Source organism: Natrinema sp. 74, from assembly GCF_046097095.1.
GTDB lineage: Archaea > Halobacteriota > Halobacteria > Halobacteriales > Natrialbaceae > Natrinema.
This window is the reverse complement of the sequence record NZ_CP175698.1, coordinates 1,957,347-1,972,401: the sequence shown is the minus strand read 5'-3', so window position 1 is coordinate 1,972,401 and position 15,055 is coordinate 1,957,347. Positions and strand designations below refer to the sequence as shown.

14 protein-coding genes are annotated in these 15,055 nt (G+C 65.4%); 10 read left to right on the top strand and 4 right to left on the bottom strand.

Features of this window, described 5'->3' with window-relative positions; genetic code table 11:
- Nucleotides 1–101: 101 nt before the first annotated feature.
- Entirely contained in the window at nucleotides 102–1,169 is a 1,068-nt protein-coding gene (gene endA, locus ACJ70B_RS09790) for a tRNA-intron lyase (RefSeq protein WP_408956810.1), read from the top strand.
- A 20-nt stretch (nucleotides 1,170–1,189) separates the two neighbouring features.
- Here endA and ACJ70B_RS09785 read toward each other — a convergent pair whose 3' ends face one another.
- Nucleotides 1,190–2,116 (bottom strand): ornithine cyclodeaminase family protein, encoded by a 927-nt coding sequence (locus ACJ70B_RS09785; protein WP_408956809.1) that lies wholly within the window; start codon nucleotides 2,114–2,116, stop codon nucleotides 1,190–1,192.
- Nucleotides 2,117–2,396: 280 nt separating this feature from the next.
- Between ACJ70B_RS09785 and ACJ70B_RS09780 the strand changes: the two genes are divergently transcribed.
- The 4 genes from ACJ70B_RS09780 to pheT all read left to right on the top strand — a co-directional run bounded on the left by ACJ70B_RS09780 (nucleotide 2,397) and on the right by pheT (nucleotide 9,003).
- Entirely contained in the window at nucleotides 2,397–4,028 is a 1,632-nt protein-coding gene (locus tag ACJ70B_RS09780; RefSeq protein ID WP_408956808.1) for a tryptophan--tRNA ligase, read from the top strand.
- A 138-nt stretch (nucleotides 4,029–4,166) separates the two neighbouring features.
- Complete coding sequence (locus tag ACJ70B_RS09775) at nucleotides 4,167–5,477, top strand: hypothetical protein (protein WP_408956807.1); 1,311 nt, start codon at nucleotides 4,167–4,169, stop codon at nucleotides 5,475–5,477.
- Nucleotides 5,478–5,764: 287 nt separating this feature from the next.
- Nucleotides 5,765–7,291 (top strand): phenylalanine--tRNA ligase subunit alpha, encoded by a 1,527-nt coding sequence (locus ACJ70B_RS09770; RefSeq protein ID WP_408956806.1) that lies wholly within the window; start codon nucleotides 5,765–5,767, stop codon nucleotides 7,289–7,291.
- Nucleotides 7,291–9,003: a phenylalanine--tRNA ligase subunit beta gene (gene pheT / locus ACJ70B_RS09765; protein WP_408956805.1), complete on the top strand. Its 1,713-nt coding sequence runs from the start codon at nucleotides 7,291–7,293 to the stop codon at nucleotides 9,001–9,003. The genes ACJ70B_RS09770 and pheT overlap by 1 nt, the downstream gene beginning before the upstream one ends.
- A gap of 232 nt (nucleotides 9,004–9,235) precedes the next feature.
- Here pheT and ACJ70B_RS09760 read toward each other — a convergent pair whose 3' ends face one another.
- Nucleotides 9,236–9,433, bottom strand: a complete 198-nt coding sequence (locus ACJ70B_RS09760) for a hypothetical protein (RefSeq protein ID WP_004215684.1) — start codon at nucleotides 9,431–9,433, stop codon at nucleotides 9,236–9,238.
- Between the two features lie 238 nt (nucleotides 9,434–9,671).
- Here ACJ70B_RS09760 and ACJ70B_RS09755 point away from each other — a divergent pair, with 238 nt between their 5' ends.
- The 3 genes from ACJ70B_RS09755 (at nucleotide 9,672) to pheA (ending at nucleotide 12,660) form a co-directional block, all read left to right on the top strand.
- On the top strand, nucleotides 9,672–9,980 hold the full coding sequence (locus ACJ70B_RS09755) for a non-histone chromosomal MC1 family protein (RefSeq protein WP_408956804.1): 309 nt from the start codon (nucleotides 9,672–9,674) through the stop codon (nucleotides 9,978–9,980).
- Nucleotides 9,981–10,455: 475 nt separating this feature from the next.
- Nucleotides 10,456–11,760, top strand: coding sequence for an MFS transporter (locus ACJ70B_RS09750; protein ID WP_408956803.1), 1,305 nt, complete (start codon nucleotides 10,456–10,458; stop codon nucleotides 11,758–11,760).
- A gap of 84 nt (nucleotides 11,761–11,844) precedes the next feature.
- On the top strand, nucleotides 11,845–12,660 hold the full coding sequence (gene pheA / locus ACJ70B_RS09745; protein ID WP_408956802.1) for a prephenate dehydratase: 816 nt from the start codon (nucleotides 11,845–11,847) through the stop codon (nucleotides 12,658–12,660).
- A gap of 25 nt (nucleotides 12,661–12,685) precedes the next feature.
- On the opposite strand, the gene ACJ70B_RS09740 is transcribed toward pheA, so the two are convergent.
- Nucleotides 12,686–12,850: a hypothetical protein gene (locus ACJ70B_RS09740; RefSeq protein WP_408956801.1), complete on the bottom strand. Its 165-nt coding sequence runs from the start codon at nucleotides 12,848–12,850 to the stop codon at nucleotides 12,686–12,688.
- Between the two features lie 187 nt (nucleotides 12,851–13,037).
- Here ACJ70B_RS09740 and ACJ70B_RS09735 point away from each other — a divergent pair, with 187 nt between their 5' ends.
- Both ACJ70B_RS09735 and ACJ70B_RS09730 read left to right on the top strand, forming a co-directional pair.
- The gene (locus ACJ70B_RS09735) at nucleotides 13,038–13,496 is read left to right on the top strand and encodes a peroxiredoxin (RefSeq protein ID WP_408956800.1); all 459 of its coding nucleotides are present in this window, start codon (nucleotides 13,038–13,040) and stop codon (nucleotides 13,494–13,496) included.
- A 62-nt stretch (nucleotides 13,497–13,558) separates the two neighbouring features.
- The gene (locus ACJ70B_RS09730) at nucleotides 13,559–13,981 is read left to right on the top strand and encodes an Hsp20/alpha crystallin family protein (protein ID WP_408956799.1); all 423 of its coding nucleotides are present in this window, start codon (nucleotides 13,559–13,561) and stop codon (nucleotides 13,979–13,981) included.
- Between the two features lie 71 nt (nucleotides 13,982–14,052).
- On the opposite strand, the gene ACJ70B_RS09725 is transcribed toward ACJ70B_RS09730, so the two are convergent.
- Nucleotides 14,053–14,823: an SDR family NAD(P)-dependent oxidoreductase gene (locus tag ACJ70B_RS09725; RefSeq protein WP_408956798.1), complete on the bottom strand. Its 771-nt coding sequence runs from the start codon at nucleotides 14,821–14,823 to the stop codon at nucleotides 14,053–14,055.
- Nucleotides 14,824–15,055 lie beyond the last annotated feature (232 nt).

The window sequence follows — 15,055 nt, the reverse complement described above, 5'->3', positions numbered from 1 at the left end:
GCTTTCGAGGGCGTTGCCGAAGTCGCCGCTACGGAAACAAACGCTCGAGCGAAGCGGAATCGATCCGCAGCCACTTAGTGCCGGCCGGCCAACAGCCGGCTATGTCACTCGAGGGGCGGTTCGACGACGGCGTCGTCCGCGTCGGCGGCGACGCGCGCCAGCGGTATCACGACTCGCGGGGCTATGGCTACCCGCTCTCTGGAAACGAGATCGCCCTCGCGCCCGTCGAAGCGGCCCACCTGCTGTATCGGGGAGACCTCGAGGCAGTCATCGGACGCGACGGCGAGCGACTCGCGTTCCGGGAGTTCGTGGCTCGCGAGCCCGGTGAGAACTTCGGCGTGCGATTTCTGGTCTACGCGGATCTGCGCGAGCGCGGCTTCTACCTCTCGCCGGCCGCGGAGCCGTGGCTCTCGGAGCCGCCGGGCGGCGAGGCCGACTTCGCGGTGTTTCCGCGCGGAAAGGGTCCCGGCGACGGCGAAATCGCCTACGCGTTGCGGGTGATCGGCGAGCGGACCGACGTACCGGCTGCCGAACTCCACGAGGGCGTGCTTGCAGTCGTCGACGAAGAGAGCGAGATCACTTACTTCGAAGTGGAGCGCCGGGATCCGACGGGCACCTCGAGAAACGACGCCGCGCTCCCCGAACACTGCGAGGCCGACCTGCTGGCCGATCGGGTCGTCGTCTGGGAGCCGCCGCTCGAGCTCTACGAGAAGTCGTTCTACGGCCAGCCCCTCGAGGGCCGGGAGTACGACGAGCCGACGCTACAGTGTTCCTTACTCGAGGCGGCCTATCTCGCCGAGCGAGGGGCGCTCGCGCTCGAGGCCGAAGCGGTCCGCGAGCGAGGCCACGAGGTTGAGGGCGAACGGTTCGAGCGACGGCTGACGGTCTACACCGAACTGCGCGAGCGCGGCGTCGTCCCCAAAACGGGGTACAAGTTCGGCGCGGACTTCCGGACGTATGCGGACGTGGAGTCCGTCGAGAACCTCGGCCACTCCGAACTGCTCGTTCGCGTCCACCCGGCCGGGTACGTCTTCGAGCCGCGCGACCTCGCACTCGACGTGCGACTCGCCCACGGCGTCCGGAAGACGATGGCGTTCGCGCTCGTAGACGGTGGCCCCGACGGCACCGGGGAAATCGAGTGGTGGTCGCTCGAGCGGCTAACCCCATAATTCGGGGGTCACGAAACGCCTTACGCAAATCGTTCGATAAATTCCCGACCGAGCACGACCTCCGTTCCCGCCAGCCCGACCGAGCAAAAGAGCGTGATATCGTCCTCGCGCCCTCGACCGAGGGTCGGATCCTCGAGCACCTCGGCGAGTTCGACCAGCCGCTCGCGATCTGCGCCGGCGGCGACGTACGGCCGGTCGTAGGCGTCAACCTGCGGGAGCGAATCGGTCGCGATGGCGTCGGCGCGGTCGACGACCGCGAGGGGGAGCTCGTGAGCGTCGCGGAATCGCGGGCCGATCGTCGTGACGTGCGTGCCGGCCTCGAGCCAGTCGGGATCGAAAACGGGGTCCTCGCTGTCGGTCGCACAGACGAGCGCGTCGGCCTCGCGGACGACCGATTTGGGATCGTCGACCGCGCGAACGGGCGGCTCGACCTCACTGTTTGCGGTCTCGGCGAAGGAGTCGCGGCTCTCCGCGGTCGGGCTGTAGACGAGCACCGCCTCGAAATCACGGGCCACGCACGCGGCTCCGACCTGTGCTCGAGCCTGAAATCCCGCGCCGAGGATTCCGAGCGTCTCGCTGTCCTCGCGAGCGAGACAGTCGATCGCGACGCCGCCGATGCCGCCCGTCCGGAGTCCGCCGACGGCATGGCCCGCAATGAGGCCCTCGAACGCTCCGGTCGTCGCGTCGAAGACCGCCACGAGTTCCGTATGATCGTCGCCGCTCCCGTGGGTCTCGTAGACCCGGAAGCCGGTCGCGTTGGTCGGCCCGGTCGCCGATCCGGCGGTGAACACCAACTCGCCTTCGCCGGCGTCGACGCGCCAGCGCGGCGGGGCCTCGAGCGTGCCGGCGGCTCGTTCGGCGAACGCATCGCGCATGGCCTCGACGACCTGTTCGTAGTCGAACTGCGAGTAGATATCGCCGTCAGTCACCATCGGAATCTCGGTCATGGTCGCTGCATCGGCCGGCCGGACCATAACAGGGACGGCGCGGGGACCGCTCGATCGGCCCCGTTACGACTCGTTGGTATCGCCTACATGATGGCCCCGGTAACCAGTCGGGATGTTCATCTCGAGGGCGAACGCCCGTCGTTCGCCGGGCTCGTACTCCCGTCTAGTTCGCGCATCGGCTCCCGATTCGGGCCGTCGCGATGGCGACGCTCGCAGACCGAAGATTTCGGCGACAGCGAAGCCGAAGGCTTTTGCGCGCTGGCGCGGCAAAACACACTCAATGACCGGAGACGACCCACTCGAGGAATCCGAATCAGGGGAACCGCTACCCGACGGCGGTGAGGGAGCCGCCGGATCGCGATCCTCGTCGGAATTTCGCACCGACGGCGGGGCTGCAGGCGCAGACGATGTGGCGCTTGACCCCTGGGGTTCCTCTTCCGTCTCCGACTACCGCAAGCTATTCGAGGAGTTCGGTATCGAGGAGTTCGACGAGGCCCTTGCGGAGGTGCCAAATCCCCACTATCTGATGCGTCGCGGGGTCATCTTCGGCCACCGCGACTACCGACCAGTCGCCGAGGCGCTGCGAAACGACGAACCCGCGGCGGTCCTCTCGGGATTCATGCCCACTGGCGACCCCCACATCGGTCACAAGCTGGTCTTCGACGAAATCATCTGGCACCAGCAACAGGGGGCCGACGCCTACGCGCTGATCGCCGACCTCGAGGCCAACTCGGCCCGCGGCATGAGCTGGGACGAGATCGACGAGCACGCCCGCGACTATCTGCTCTCCTTGCTCGCGCTGGGCTTTGACCCCGAAGACGGCACGCTCTATCGCCAGTCGACCAACCGCGAACTACAGGATCTGGCGTTCGAACTCGGCGCGGAAGCCAACTTCTCGGAGTTGCAGGCGATCTACGGCTTCGACGGCGAGACCGACGTCTCGCACATGCAGTCGGTCGTCACCCAGATGGCAGACATCCTCTACCCGCAACTCGAGGAGTCAAAGCCGACGGTCATCCCCGTCGGCCCGGACCAGGACCCCCACGTCCGGCTGGCCCGCGATCTCGCAGAGCGAATGCGCTTTTTCAAGGTCTCGAAGGCCTACGCCAGCTTCGAACTCGAGCCCGCGGAACGCGATCTGGTCGCCGACTGCTACGAGCGGCTCGACCCCGCCGACGTCGACGACGACAGCCTCCGCTGTGTCCACGTAGCCGAGGCGCTCGAAGAGACACCGCTGTCCGACCTCGACGCCGACGCCGACACGCTGCGTTCGGTTTTGACGAAACTCGAGGAGGGCGGCATGGAACCGGTCCGACCACGCACCCGCTTTTTCGATCGGCGAGCCAGCGACGAGGCCTTCGACGCGCTGATCGACGCCATCGACGGCGAAAAGCGGGTCTACGAGGGCCACGTCGATGCCTTCGAGATCGACCGCGCCGAGGCCGAGGAACTCGCTCGCGAGATCGAGGTCGACAACGGCGGCTACGGGTTTCAGCCGCCCTCGTCGATCTACCACCGCTTCATGACCGGGCTGACGGGCGGGAAAATGTCCTCGTCGATTCCGGCCAGCCATATCTCGCTGCTGGATGATCCCGCAGACGGCTACGACAAGGTGAAGGCGGCGACCACCGGCGGCCGTGAGACCGCCGAGGAACAGCGCGAGAAGGGCGGAAAAGCCGACGAGTGCCCCGTCTACGAACTCTATGCCTACCTGCTGGCCGGCGACGACGACGAGTTTGCCAAACGTGTCTACGACGAGTGCGTCGGCGGCGAACGGCTCTGTGGCGACTGCAAGGAGCAAGCGGCACAGTTGATGCGGGAGTTCCTCGAAGAACACCAAGAGAAACGCGAGGAAGTCGAAGAGTTGCTCGAGCAGGCGGACATCGAACTCGAGTCGCCACGGCGTCGCTAAAACGGCCGTCCGGCTTCGGGCGGACCGCCAGCGTCGCTGGTCCGGTACGCGTCCCGATGCTTCTTTCGAGTGCGAGCGCGGATACGTTTTGGTGTCTGACGAAGATATATGGGCGCGTCCGTGGAACGAGCGGTATCGATGGCTCGGCCCCTCCACGAGTCGAACGACCTGTTGGTCCCCGCAGACGTCCTCGGCACGTTCGGCGTCACGCCGGCGGACATCGGGCGAGAGTCCGACGATGATACCCTTAAGACAGCACTCGGCGACGCGCTCGCGACGGGCGTCGACCGAACGACGGTGCTCCGGAGAACGATCACGCGGAGCGATCGCGGGCTCGCCTGCTCGGCCCGATATTCGGCGGCCGATCTCGAGTCCGAACTGACCGCCGTCTTCGAGGCGATTGGCTGGTCGCTCGCAGTCACGCACACGCAGGACGGACTGGAACTCGCCGCGACGGATTCCCGCGGCCGCCGCCGCGACCCGTCGGTTTCGTATCCCGAGACGCCGCTCGGAAGCGACAACCTCCCCGCCGTTTTGTGGGCGGTCAACGACGGCGTCTTGGCGGAGACCGATGCTCAGTTCGTCCTCCTGTCGTCGGGCATCGATCGGTGGCGGGCCGCGCTGGTCAAGGCGGGCGAACTCGAACGGCTTCGCGATCGCTACGGGCCGCGAATCGAAGCCGCCGAGCGACCGCTGCTCCCCGAGCACGGCCTCGAGGCGTACGTGCCGGCGGCGGACAACGGGACGACCGGGCGGACCGATTGCGGTGCAAGCGGGGGGACAGAACCGTGGCCGCCGTGGGCACTCGAGCCGGATCCTGCGCGACCGGCGTCGTCGAGCGCGGCCGTCGCGTCGCTCATCGACGAAGCGGAGCCGGCGATGCAAGCCAGGCCAGACGCGGAGTCGGCGGCCGGCGAGGGATCGCGTGATGCGACCGTCGCGTCATCGCCGACGGCAGATACGGGAGCGTCGTCAACGTCGGCTCCCTCGAGCAAGGTCGACGGCTACGAACTACGGGGGGCACTGGACGTCTCACGAACACGCGCCGGCGACGCTGAATCGACCGGAAGCGAGACGATCGAACGCGGTGCACGATCGTCCGCCGACGCGAGCACCGACGAGTTCGGGACGCTTTCGGGCACCAGTTCGACCGCTCGCGTCGCGAACGACGCGTTCGGAACGGATCTCGAGAGCCGGCCCGAAGGAGACCGCTACCGTGCGGTCGGCGCGGCGCTGGATGCGGGCGGCACCGTCTCCGTTCGAGGGCTGCTCGAGGACGACGACTTCCTGCCGGAGCTCCCGGCCGCCGAGCCCGACGAGGTTCGCATCGAGTTCGCCGACAGATGCGATCCCGTTTCAGGCCCCGACGCGGCGATAGCCGCCGAGGGCTCCGAGTTCGAGTGGGTCGATACCGGATCGCTCAAGCCGACGCGCGTTTCGAACGGGTAGCGCCACGTAGCGACGTGGTGCCGAGTACCACAATGCTTTTGAGCCGGTCGCGAGTTGGCACGTGTATGGCGCTTGACTCCCGTACGCGTGCCGGCGTCGACAGCCAGCCACAGCGACCGCAAACGGGATTCGACTTTTTCTTCGCCCGGTGACGCGGGCCGGTGGATCCGCACGCGCCCATATCGGGCGGCCGCGGCGAAACCGACTGTTCGATGCACCCGCCAGGGGTCATCCCGGGCGGTATCGGAACCGCTAACTGACCGACACGCAGCCATACGAACAAGCGAATGCAACTTCCCGAACATCAGGTCGCGGTCGTAGAAGCCGCGAGTGCGGACGAGGCAACGTCCGTCGACGCCCTCGCCGCGGCGACCGACCTCCCCCCGGAGACCGTCACCGGGGCCGTCTTCGAACTCGAGGACGAGGGGCTGGTCGCTGTCAGCGAACGCGTTGACGAAACGGTCGTCCTGACCGACGAGGGACGTGACTACGTCGACGAGAAACTGCCCGAGATCCGACTCTACGAGGCCGCCCTCGAGGCGGGTGCCGACGCCGACCCCGTCTCGATGGGACAGGTCATCGGCGCGTCGGGCCTCGAGGGGGGCGCGGTCGACATCGCGCTCTCGAACTACGCGCGCAAGGGCTACGGCGCGATCGATAGCGGCGAACTCACGGCCGATCCGGACGCGGACCCCGACGCCGACGCGGAGGCGAACGCGCTCGCCGAACTGGCCGACGTCGACGACGCGCCGGTCGACGGCGTCGACGTGGACGAAGCGACTCTCGAGGGACTGGAACGGCGCGGCCTGCTCGAGCGCCGCGAGTCGACGGTCCGCGAGGTGACTCTGACCGAACGCGCCGTCACGGAGCTGATGGCGGGGATCGAGACCGCCGAAACGGTCGGGCAGGTCACGCCCGAACTGCTCACCAGCGGCGAGTGGGCGGACGTCGACTTCGCGGAGTACAACGTCGAGGCCGACGCCGAGCGCTTCGAGGGCGGTAAGGGCCACATCCTGCGCCAGACCGCCGAGCGGGTCAAGGACGTCCTCGTCGGGATGGGCTTCCAGGAGATGGAAGGCCCACACGTCGACGCGGACTTCTGGATCAACGACTGCCTGTTCATGCCCCAGGACCACCCGGCGCGGACGCACTGGGACCGGTTCGCCCTCGAGCAGCCGACCCATATCGACGACCTCCCCAAGGACCTCGTCGAGCGCGTCGAGCGTGCACACAAGGAGGGCGTCGGCCCGGACGGCGAGGGCTATCACTCGCCGTGGGACGAAGACTTCGCGCGTGCACTTGCGCTTCGCGGCCACACCACCTCGCTGTCGACGCGCTACCTCTCCGGCGAGGAGATCGGCGACCTCGAGCCGCCACAGCGCTATTTCAGCGTCGAGAAGGTGTATCGGAACGACACGCTCGATCCGACGCACTTACTCGAGTTCTTCCAGATCGAGGGCTGGGTGATGGCCGAGGACCTCTCGGTGCGCGATCTGATGGGCACCTTCGAAGAGTTCTACGCCCAGTTCGGCATCACAGATATCGAGTTCAAGCCCCACTACAACCCCTACACCGAGCCGAGCTTCGAACTGTTCGGCACCCACCCGACGACCGGCGAACTCGTCGAGATCGGCAACTCGGGGATCTTCCGCGAGGAGATGCTCGAGCCCCTCGGCGTCGAGTGTGACGTGATGGCGTGGGGACTCGCCTTAGAGCGACTGCTCATGCTGATGTACGGCTTCGAGGACATCCGGGACATCCACGGGACGCTGTGTGACCTGGAACTACTGCGCGAGACGGAGGTGACCTACTGATGCCCACGGTCGACATCGACCCCGACGAACTGCGCGAACTGACCGGCCACGACGAGAAAGGCGACGAGGAGCTCACGGAGGACCTGTTCGGCCTCGGCCTCGAGTTCGAGGGCCGAACCGAGGAGGGGACCTTCGAACTCGAGTTCGCGCCCGACCGGCTCGACCGGCTCTCCGTCGAGGGGGTCGCGCGCTCGCTTCGCTACCAGTACGGCGACGCACGCGGGATCCACGTCCCCTCGCCGAACTCGCCGGACTGGACGATCGCAGTCGACGAGTCGGTGCCCGACGAGCGACCCTACGTCACGGGCGCGGTGATCCGCGACGTGGAACTGGACGAAGACGGGCTGGACTCGCTCATCCAGTTACAAGAGAAGCTCCACGCGACGATGGGGCGAAAGCGCGCGAAGGGTGCGATCGGGATCCACGATCTGACGATGCTCAAAGGAAGTCCCGCCACCGAGGGGAACCCGACGATCGAGTACGTCGGTCTCGAGCCCGACGAGGACCGCTTCGTCCCCCTCGATTCGGACGCCGAGATGACGCCCGCTGAGGTGCTCGAGACCCATCAAACGGGCCAGACCTACGCCGATCTGGTCAGCGACTACGAGCGATATCCGGCGATCTACGACGACCTCGGGCTGTTCTCGTTCCCGCCGGTCATCAACGGTCGCCGCACCGAGGTCTCGACGGACTCACGAGACCTGTTCGTCGAGATGACGGGCACCGATCAGTGGACGATCGACAAGATGTGCAACATCGTCTGCTACGCGCTCGCCGCGCGCGGAGCCACCATCGAGGAGGTACGTGTCGACTACGCGGATCGTGAAATCGTCCGCCCGGATTTCTCGACGAAGACGAAGACGGTCGCCCACGACCGCATCGAGACCATCCTCGGCATCGGGCTCGACCCCGACGAGGTGATCGACCTCGCCGAGCGCTCGGGGCTCGAGGCCGAACGCGAGGAGAACGACGACGGCGATCTCGTCTACGAAGTCACCATCCCGCCCTACCGCGTCGACGTTCTCCACCCGCTAGACGTCATCGACGACCTCGGGCGCGCCTACGGCTTCAACGACCTCGAACCGCGTTATCCCGACGTGGGGACCGTCGGCGGCCGCCACGAGCGCTCCCGGCTCGAGCGAGCGACCCGCGAGCAACTCGTCGGGCTGGGCTTTGAGGACCTGCTGAACTTCCACATGATCAGCGAGGGCGAAAACTACGACCGGCTCGATATCTCGCCGGGCGAGGACGTCTACGGTGCGGGTGAGCCGGCGACGATTAAAGAGCCCTACAGCGAGGACTTCACCATGCTTCGGACGTGGGTCATGCCCTCGCTGTTGATGGTCTTAGAGCGAAACACCCACCGCGCGTACCCACAGAATCTCGCCGAGATCGGCTTCGCCGCCGAGGTCAACGAGTCGGAGAACACGGGCGTCGCGGAAGGCCGTCGCGTCGGGGCCGTCCTCGCCCATCACGATGCGGGCTATGAGGACGCCAAGGCCCGGCTACAGGCGTTGGCGCGCAACTTCGACGTCGACCTCGAGACGCCGCCGACCGACCACCCGACCTTCATTTCGGGTCGAACCGCCGCCGTCGTCATCGACGGCGATGAAGTCGGCGTCATCGGCGAGATCCACCCGAAGGTGCTCGTCGAACACGATCTCGAGGTGCCGGTGTCGGCCTTCGAGTTCGACCTCGCGGCGCTGCAGTAAGCGCTCGAGCAGCTTTTTTGCGGTAGTTGTTCGTCTCGTACCGCGAGCGACCGAATGCGCGGCGCTACGCGCCGCGGTAAGACGAGCGGCCGACGGCCGCGAGTCAGGGAGCGAGCGGGCCGACGACTGACGTGAAGTGACGCGAAGCGTCACGGAACGGAAAGAGGAGTGCTTTTAATCGAATTTTTGCCGAGGGGCGGCTTTGCCGCGCCCGCAGTGCAAAACTTTGTTGTTAGAATTCGTGTTCGACGTCGTCTTCGTCGGCCTTCTGGATGATGATCTTTCCGTCCCGGACCCGGACGAAGACCTCGTCGCCGATATCCATGCCCGCGACTGCGAGTTCATCCTCGTGGAGATTGAGGTGGACGTTGTGGTAGTTACCGTCTTCGTCTTTCGCACCGCTTGGACTCAGCTTCTTTTTCCGTACCATCGCGGGATTCTATTCCGAACTTCGCCGTAGGATATACTTAAGTGTTTTCGACGACACAACGACAGTGCTCGTTTCACGGCCGTCGAAGTGACAATTACGCCACGGCGAACGGACGGACCGTGTGGATACTGCGGAGAAGTGGCGTCCGCGATGTACTTAAAGATACTGCCGCAGTCGGTCGATTTACGGGGATATCTTTATGTCGGACCGTGCGTTGAATTGACACGGAGGCGAAATCATGGTACGCGAAGACGGCAAACGAAACTTTGCGCTGCGTGAATCGGGCGGTGACGAATCGAGCGTCTTCTCGGGGAACACACCCCGACAGGCGGCACTCAAGGCGGCCAGACGACTCGAGCCGGGCTCGAGCGAGGCAGAAGCCGAACGCGTGGAACTCAAGTTGCGAGAGAAGGGGACGGACAAGGTCCACATTTACGATGGCTGGGCTTGGGAGGAGACCGCGCCGAGCGACAAGCCGGACTGGATGCCCGACGAGATCACGGAAGCGAACGTCTCGAAGAAGGGAATCGACCATCTGGACGAGTAAGTCGCTGTCATTTTCTCCGAACCGCGATCGGCCCGAGAGGGTGACGTTCGACCGGTAACAGCGTGATACCGCGTACCGGTAAGCAACTCTCGTGTCAGACCCATCGTCGAGAGCGAACTGCAGCGGGTCGGTCGACACTTGATCGGACTAACGACAACGGCCGACCGGTGTGGACATTCGGGATATACATTCGCCGGTTTAGACGCCTGTTCAGAAAATAAGGCAGGTAATAGTAGACGTATTATTGGTAATAGTGCCCTGCAATCCAGGACTGGCTAATAATTAACCTTATGCGCCGATCGCTGTTCTCCCGATATTGTATGTTGAAAGGCGCAAAGCGGAACGAGAGTATAGAAGACATAACACTACCAATCAAGGGAGATTTGAGCATCTATTGTCGAAATCCGCCCCATCCAACCGAGATGTTTCATTTCGCAGTCGGTGGCTTCGAAGGGGGTGAACGGGCGTGATCGAGATGACCAAGTGGCGGACGCTGGTGCTGGCGACAATCGGGTTCAACTTCTCGTTTCTGATCTGGTTCTCCTTCGCCCCGTTCACCGGGCCGATGGCCGAGGAGTTCGGGCTCTCGCTCGCGGAGATCGGCATTCTCGCGAGCGCGGCGATCTGGCTCGCGCCGTTCGGTCGTATCCTGACCGGCTGGCTCTCCGACCGCTGGGGCGCGCCGACCGTGTTCGCCATCGTGCTCACGTACGTTGGCGTTTTCTCGATGGCGTCGGCGTTCGCCCGGTCCTACGCCGTCTTCTTCGTCGAGCGACTGATCGTCGCGACGGCGGGAATCACATTCGTCATCGGCATCCAGCACGTCTCCGAGTGGTTCGAGGAAGACGAACTCGGCACCGCCGAGGGAATCTACGCCGGCGTCGGCAACGCCGGCGCTGCAGGCGGCGCATTGATCCTCCCGCGCGTGTTCGGCGAGGGCTGGAGCGGACCGCTCTTCGAGACCAACTGGCGGGCGGCGTTCTTCTACACGGGCGTCGTTTCGATCCTGCTCGCGATCGTCTACTACTCCGTCGGCGAGGCCGCCAAATCCGAGCAACGCCGACAGGCGACCGCCGAGAGCGCGACGTTCAAACAGTGGATCTACACCGCCACCCGCTATGGGACCGTCGTCCTCGCGCTCGCGTACGTGATGAGCTTCGGCCTCGAGCTCTCGATGAACGGGTGGCTGGCAACCTACTACCGAGAAGGGTTCAATACGGACAACCTCGTGCTGGCGAGTACGTTTGCCGCGACATTCTCGGTCGCAGCCGGCCTGTTGCGCCCGATCGGCGGCTACATGAGTGACCGGCTCGCCCGCAACGAGACGAACATCTTGCCGGTGTTTACGGGCCGCTACCGCGAACAGTGGACGTTCGTGACGCTGTGTTTCATCGTCCTCGCGATGATCGGAATGAGCCTCGCGGGGCTGACCGGCGAGGTGTTGTTAGCCGTCGGTGCCGGCTTCGTCGTCGGAATGAGCTGTGCGTTCGCCGAAGGGGCAATCTTCGCGCAGGTGCCCGCGATGTTCCCCAACAGTTCGGGGAGCGTCGCCGGGGTCGTCGGCGGCGTCGGCACCGTCGGCGGAATCGTCTACCCGCTGGTCTACACCGCCCCACTGATGCCGACGCTCCACACCGGCTACGCCGTCGTCGCGGCGACGATGATCCCCATCGTGTTACTGTGCGCGTGGGTCTTCCAGCCCCACGTCGCGGCCCGCGCGACCGACGACGGCTTCGTCGCTACGACCGAGTCCGGAGCCGGACTGCCGACCGACGATTGACGGCTCCCGATCGGATTGGCGTCAAGACACCGCGTCCCACAGAACCCGACGGTCTTTTGACCCATAGCCTGCTATCGGCGGACAATGGCTGCAGTCACGCTCGGTCCCGAAGGAACCTACTCTCACAGAGCGACGAGCGCGATCGCCGACGACGGCGAGATCGACTTCCGACAGTCGGTCACGGCGATCGTCGACGCCGTCGCGAGCGGCGCGTACGATCGGGGCGTCATCCCCATCGAAAACAGCATCGAGGGCAGCGTCACGGAGAGCCTCGACGCGCTCGCCGACTACGACATCGCGGTCGTCCGCGAGATCGTCACCCCGATCAGACACGCCTTACTCGCCCGGGGACCGGAGTTCGACACCGTTGCCAGCCACTCGCAGGCGCTTGCGCAGTGTCGATCCTATCTCGATCGCGAGTATCCCGACACGACGCTCGAGGCCGTCGCGAGCACCGCCCAGGGCGTCGAGTTCGCACAGGACGACCCCTCGGTCGCGGGCATCGGCCACCCGGCCCTCGGCGGCGAGGGCGACCTCGAGGTGCTGGCCGAGGACATCCAGGATCAGGACTCGAACGCGACGCGCTTCTTCGCGATCGCGCCCGCCGACGAACGCTCGACGGGCGGCGGCAAGACTTCGCTCGTGGTCTACCCGAACGCGAACTACCCCGGATTGCTACTCGAGTTGCTCGAGCCGTTCGCGGATCGCGACATCAATCTAACTCGCGTTGAATCGCGTCCGAGCGGCCAACGATTGGGAGATTACATCTTCCACGTCGACTTCGAGGCCGGGCTCTACGAGTCGCGAACGCAGGAGGCAATCGGTGAGCTCGAAGAGCTTGCGGCGAACGGTTGGGTCCGGCGGCTGGGATCGTACGACACCGAACACGTCGTCAGCTAGCGGACGGCCGAGAACGAAACCGCACTCAGTCGCGCGTCGGTTCGCGGTCGAGACGGACCCACGACCGGATTCGGTCGGCGGAGACGGCCGCGCCGAGTCCGAGTCCGGCGACGAACGTCAGCAACGCCGGCCCAAGGATCCACAGGAGGTCGGGATGTTCTGTACCGGTATGAAGCACGATGTCTTCCATACGAAAAGGTAGACAGAAGATCAGATATAAGACGACCGACGGAGGCAGGACTGACCGTTACCGGCACCGAACAGGCGGTCAGTCCGAAACGGACGCCAGTAATCGTCTACGCCTGTGACCGAGGGTTCGAGGAGGGGATGCCACGATGGACCAAAAACTGTTTTCGGCGTCCCGCGGTACGGCGAGTATGTCACTCGACGCCGGCGACGACGCGCCGACCGTGACCGCACCGAATCAGGACGGCGAGGACGTCAGCCTCGCGTTCGAGGAACCGACGGTGCTGTACTTCTACCCGAAAGACGACACGCCCGGCTGTACCGTCGAGGCGAATCAGTTCCAGCGCGAACGCGAGACCTACCGGGACGCCGGCGTCGACGTGTACGGCGTTTCGGTGGACAACGTCGACAGTCACCGCTCCTTTTGCGAGTCGGAAGGCCTCGAGTTCGATCTGCTCGCGGACCCCGACGGCGAGATCGCCGACGCGTTCGACGTCGAACGACGCGAGAGCGGCGTGACCGCGCGAACGACGTTCCTGCTGGCCGACGGCGAGGTACAGACGGTCTACGAGGGCGTCGACCCCGATGGGCACGCGCGAGAAGTCTTGCTCGATGCCCTCGACGACGGGTTGGTGACCCTCCCCGAGTAGCACCCCCTTCTGTCGTCGCACTGCGGGCAGAATTTATCCCCTTCGGGATCCTACATACTGTCATGCGACGCAATCCGTTCGACGAAATCGAGGAGATGCTCGACCGCGTGAGCCGACAGGTCGAGGAGGGAATGAGCGCCGGCGGCCTCCAGGTACCCGGGTCGGTGCCGGTCGACGTCGCCGATACGGACGAGGAGTACGTCGTCACCGCCGATCTACCGGGCTACGAGACCGACGATATCGACCTGACGCTCTCGGAGGGCTCGTTGCGCCTCGAGGCCAACCGCACGGACGAAGAAGAGCACGTCGAGGGCCGATACCTGCGGCGCGAGCGGACGAAAACGTCCGCGAGCCGGCGAATCCGCTTGCCCGAACCGGTCGACGAGGAGGCGGTGGCCGCGGGCTTCGAGAACGGCGTGCTGACGGTTCGGCTCCCGAAGAAAACGAGTGACGACGATGACGCGCGACACATCGACATCGAATAGCGCTATCGGCGACGGCGACCACCGGAATCGAAGCCGGTTCTCGCCGCCGTTCGCGACCGGTTGCGAAGCGTTTAGTACCACGCGCCGCCCGACGAGACGTTGATATCCTGCCCCGTCACGTGTCTCGAGTCCGAACTCGCAAGGTGGACGGCCAGTTCGGCGACTTCCTTGGGCGGGACCAACTCGTCGATCATGAGGCTCTCGAGGACCTCTCCCTCGACCGCCTCGACGGGGACGCCTGCCTCCTCGGCCTGTCGCTCGAAGACGCCCCGAATGCGATCTCCCTCGACGGGACCAGGACAGATCGCGTTGACGGTGACGCCGTCGTTACCGAACTCGGCAGCCATCGCGCGGGTCACACCGATCAGGCCCATCTTCGAGGCGGCGTAGGGCGTCCGGTTGGCGTAGGGGCGCTTGCCGCCGATCGAGGAGATGTTGACGACGCTGCCCCGGTCGGACTCGCGCAGGTGCGGCAGTGCTTCGCGCGTGACGCGGGCGACGCCGACGACGTTCACGTCTAAGGTCTCGAGCCACTCGTCGTCGGTCGTCCCCTCGAGCGGCGCGGTGGGGCCGGCGATCCCCGCGTTGTTCACGAGACAGTCCAGTCCGCCGAAGGTCTCGACAGTCTCGTCGATCGCGTCGGCGACCGAGTCGGGATCGGTCACGTCGGTCTCGGCCGTCAGCGTCCGATCGGGCGCGTCGATGCTCTCTGCGGTCTCGTAGATCCCGTCGCTGCGGGCTGCAAGGGTGACGTTCGCCCCTTCGTTCGCGAACGCGACGGCTATTTCGCGGCCCAGTCCCTGACTCGCGCCAGTGACGAATACAGTGACATCTGCTACCATGGGACGAGATGGGACGAGCCGCAGATAAAAACGCTCGGCTACCGGCATCGGGCGACGGCGGTCGCTCGGTCGGCGGCTCGAGACACTCGACGAGCGCGTCGGGACGGCACTTCCGGATCCTATCAACGAGTTCGCCCGCGCATTCGAGCCCGGATCGGCCGCCTGCGCGTCGGTCTCGAGGAGCGATCGTCGATCTGACGGGTAGTGATGGAAAGGTATAGGGCGGCGTCCC

What these genes read in the sequence shown, in the direction of transcription:
- endA (WP_408956810.1), top strand. Translation starts at nt 102, where the DNA reads ATGTCACTCGAGGGGCGGTTCGACGACGGCGTCGTCCGCGTCGGCGGC.
- ACJ70B_RS09785 (WP_408956809.1), bottom strand. Translation starts at nt 2,116, where the DNA reads ATGACCGAGATTCCGATGGTGACTGACGGCGATATCTACTCGCAGTTC.
- ACJ70B_RS09780 (WP_408956808.1), top strand. Translation starts at nt 2,397, where the DNA reads ATGACCGGAGACGACCCACTCGAGGAATCCGAATCAGGGGAACCGCTA.
- ACJ70B_RS09775 (WP_408956807.1), top strand. Translation starts at nt 4,167, where the DNA reads ATGGCTCGGCCCCTCCACGAGTCGAACGACCTGTTGGTCCCCGCAGAC.
- ACJ70B_RS09770 (WP_408956806.1), top strand. Translation starts at nt 5,765, where the DNA reads ATGCAACTTCCCGAACATCAGGTCGCGGTCGTAGAAGCCGCGAGTGCG.
- pheT (WP_408956805.1), top strand. Translation starts at nt 7,291, where the DNA reads ATGCCCACGGTCGACATCGACCCCGACGAACTGCGCGAACTGACCGGC.
- ACJ70B_RS09760 (WP_004215684.1), bottom strand. Translation starts at nt 9,433, where the DNA reads ATGGTACGGAAAAAGAAGCTGAGTCCAAGCGGTGCGAAAGACGAAGAC.
- ACJ70B_RS09755 (WP_408956804.1), top strand. Translation starts at nt 9,672, where the DNA reads ATGGTACGCGAAGACGGCAAACGAAACTTTGCGCTGCGTGAATCGGGC.
- ACJ70B_RS09750 (WP_408956803.1), top strand. Translation starts at nt 10,456, where the DNA reads ATGACCAAGTGGCGGACGCTGGTGCTGGCGACAATCGGGTTCAACTTC.
- pheA (WP_408956802.1), top strand. Translation starts at nt 11,845, where the DNA reads ATGGCTGCAGTCACGCTCGGTCCCGAAGGAACCTACTCTCACAGAGCG.
- ACJ70B_RS09740 (WP_408956801.1), bottom strand. Translation starts at nt 12,850, where the DNA reads ATGGAAGACATCGTGCTTCATACCGGTACAGAACATCCCGACCTCCTG.
- ACJ70B_RS09735 (WP_408956800.1), top strand. Translation starts at nt 13,038, where the DNA reads ATGTCACTCGACGCCGGCGACGACGCGCCGACCGTGACCGCACCGAAT.
- ACJ70B_RS09730 (WP_408956799.1), top strand. Translation starts at nt 13,559, where the DNA reads ATGCGACGCAATCCGTTCGACGAAATCGAGGAGATGCTCGACCGCGTG.
- ACJ70B_RS09725 (WP_408956798.1), bottom strand. Translation starts at nt 14,823, where the DNA reads ATGGTAGCAGATGTCACTGTATTCGTCACTGGCGCGAGTCAGGGACTG.